Genomic DNA, 3157 nt, shown 5'->3' on the forward strand with positions numbered 1-3157 from the left:
CTTTTGCGGCCGCCAACAGCAGCGGCAAGGTGTCGGGCGACCTCAGCTTGCCGAGCGACTCCAGGGCCGCCAACCGCACCGAGCGCCGCCGCGAGGCCAGCCGCGCCACCAGCGTGGCCTCGAAGCCGTAGTAGCGGACGAGGTCGAAGGCCATCTCCGCCTCCTCACCGTCCAGGCTGTCCTTGAGGTCGAGCAGTGCCGCTACGCTCTCGGACGGCAGCGGCGCCTGTGGCGGAGCCTTGCCGCCAAACAGCACCGCCGTCCAGCGCTTCAGCCAAAAGGCGTGCTGCCGCGCCCCCAGCAGCTCGCGGTTGTCCCTAAAGGCCTGGACGCTGAGCAGCAGGCTGTTGACGAGCAGGAGCACGAAGGCCGCGGTGATGATCGCCACCGGCACGACCAGGAGGGGTAGGGCGTTGGGCGCGGCCGCCTCCGCGCGCATGACGCCCAGCACGATGAGGACGAGCGCGACCGCGATCTGGGCGAGAAAGAACAGGAAGAAGAGCACGGTGTAGACGACGTGGGCGTGCTGCTGCCACTGCACAAGCGACTGGAGAAGGGACTGCCTTAGCGCTCGCAATGGTGCTCTCAGGCCCCGAAGCCCAGTGGCCCCGACCTTTTTCCGGAACACGGGCAAGGGCTGACAAGGGCTCGAGTCGTCTCGGCCGGAGCCGCCTTCAAAAGCAGTCGCACGTCGCATCCTCCTACCACTCGGCCACTATACCCCTGAGGCATCTATAACCCCTGATATAACCTCGTATTGACCTCGTATCCATACCCCATAGGCGTGGCAAAACCACAGCAGGCCAAGCGCTGGCGGGGATGATGATAACGTGCGGGCGGGCGGGCGAGCGCAGGTCAGTTTACATTCACCCCGCCAGCGGCACCCCCGCCAGCGGCGGCCGGTTCACCGTTCGGCTGACCCACCGGCGTCACGCCCTGGTGTAGCCTGAGGTGTGAACCGCCTCCTCGCCCTCTCGACCCTCCTGTGGCTGGCGCTCGCGGGCCCGGCACTGGCCGAAGGGATGGCAACCGAAAGGACGGCAGGCGAAGGCACGACCTACGAGGCGGCCGAGCGCGCCTACCGCGCCGACGAGCTCGAGCAGGCCGAGCGTATCCTGAGGGCGCTGCTCGCTCAAGATCCCAGCGACCACGACGCCAAGCTGCTGCTCGGCTTCGTGCGTTACCGGCAGGGCGACGACCGCGGCGCCTACCGGCTCTTTCACGACTTGCTCCCCCAGCTGCCAGAGGTAGCCGACCTCTTCTACGGCTTGGCGCTGAGCAGCCGCGGCCTCGGCCGTCCAGCCGAGGCCGCCCGCTACGCCCGGTGGGCCCGGCGTTTGGAGCCCGAACGCGAGGACCTGAGCCAGTTCCTGCGGAGCCTGGTCATGACCGAGGACGGTCAGGTTGAGACCGGTCAGGTTGAGACCGGCCAGGTTGGGACCAGTTCGGCGCAGAACAAGCTGGCCGAGAACGACCCGCGTCCCTCGAGCGCTCAGGCGCTGCGCCTACCCTTCAGGGCCGAGGGCGGCCAGTTCCGCCTCGAGAACGGCGCAAGCCTCACCGTCAAGGGCGTCAACCTGGGGATGGCCCTGCCCGGCCGCTTCGCCACCGAATTTCCCGAGGAGAGGGGCTTCTACGACCGCTGGCTCAGGCTGATCGCCGCCATGAACGCCAACACCGTCAGGCTCTATACCGTGGCGCCGCCCGTCTTCTACCGGGCGCTGCGCGACTACAACCTCGCCCACCCCGGCGCGCCCCTCTACCTCATCCAGGGCGTCTGGACCGAGCCTCCGGAAGGCGACGACTACCACGGCCCCTTCAAGGCGACCTTTTTGGGGGAGGCTTACCGCGCCCTCGACCTGCTCCACGGTCAGGCCGTGGTCGAGGCCAGACCGGATCAGGCTTCGGGCGCGTATGAGGCCGACGTCAGCCCCTGGCTGCTCGGCCTCATCTTGGGCCGCGAGTGGGAGCCGGCGTCCGTCAGCTCCTTCAACGCCCGGCCGGACGCGCCCAGGCGCTACGAGGGCCGGTTTCTGAGGGTCGGCGAGAGCAGCGCCATGGAGGCCTGGCTCGCCGAGGTCATGGACCGCGTCAGCCTCTACCACTTCGAGCACTTCAAGCAGCAGACGCCCATCGCCTTCGTCAACTGGCTGACCATCGCCCCCCGCGACGGGCCCGCCGCCGACGGCGCTCCGCCAGGAGTGCAGCCCGACGAGCAGGGCGCCTTCCTATACGGCGCGGACGCGACGGTGGTCGACGCCGCGACCATCACCCCGACCGCGGCCTTTCTGGCCGGCCACTTCGCCTCCTACCACGCCTTTCCCTACTATCCCGACTACTTGAGCCTCGACCCCGACTACAGCCGGCATCCCCGCTCCAACTACATGGCCCACCTCGAGCGCTTAGGGGCGCATCACGGCGACCAGGCCGTGCTTATCAGCGAGTTCGGCGTGCCCAGCAGCCGCGGCCAATCCCGCTCCCAGCCCCAGGGCTACCATCAGGGGGGCAATGACGAGGCGGCGCAGGCCGAGATCATCGCCAAGCTCTACAGCGAGGTGATCGACAGCGGCATGGCCGGCGGCGTCGTCTTCGCCTGGCTCGACGAGTGGTTCAAGCGCCACTGGCTCTACGACGCCCTGGAAAGGCCAAGCGACCACCTCCCCCGCTGGCACTCGGTCATGAACCCCGAGCAGAACTACGGCCTCGTCGGCTTCGCCGTCCCCGGCGAACCCCCCCTCGGCAGCGACCCCGCCGACTGGCAGGAGGCGCAGCTCGTCGCCGAGGGAAACGGGGTGGCGCTCTACGCCCAGGCCAGTCCGAGCTATCTGCACCTGCTGGTGAAACGCCTGGAGGTAGCGGGTTCAGAGGTGACGGGTTCAGAGGGCCGGATCGCCCCCTTCGAGCGCGTCACCCTGACGCTCGACACCCATCCCGCCTCCGGGCCGGAGTTCTACGCCAGGTTGACGCCGGAGGAGGGCTCCTTCTGGGTGAACGCCGGCTACCAACCCTACAAGGCCGCGGAGACCGGCGCTTACGGCTTCGACTGGGGCGCACGGCCCGAGTCTGGCGCGGGCTGGGCCCGCTGGATGGCCCCGTCCTACGAAGACGGGGCGGGCTCGCTGGGCGGGCTCGACGAGCCCGGCCGCCTGCGGCCGGG

The 3157-nt window shown here is 69.0% G+C and carries 2 protein-coding genes; one reads left to right on the forward strand and one right to left on the reverse strand.

All coding sequences use genetic code 11. The features are described 5' to 3' along the window. On the reverse strand, positions 1-541 hold a 541-nt coding region (locus M3498_03230), incomplete at its 3' end, for a hypothetical protein (GenBank protein MDQ3458308.1). Positions 542-953: 412 nt separating this feature from the next. Between M3498_03230 and M3498_03235 the strand changes: the two genes are divergently transcribed. Continuing rightward, positions 954-3157, forward strand: a 2204-nt coding sequence (locus M3498_03235; protein MDQ3458309.1) for a hypothetical protein, incomplete at its 3' end; no start/stop codon positions are given.

The sequence above is a fragment of the Deinococcota bacterium genome (genome assembly GCA_030858465.1).
Taxonomy (GTDB): domain Bacteria; phylum Deinococcota; class Deinococci; order Deinococcales; family Trueperaceae; genus JALZLY01.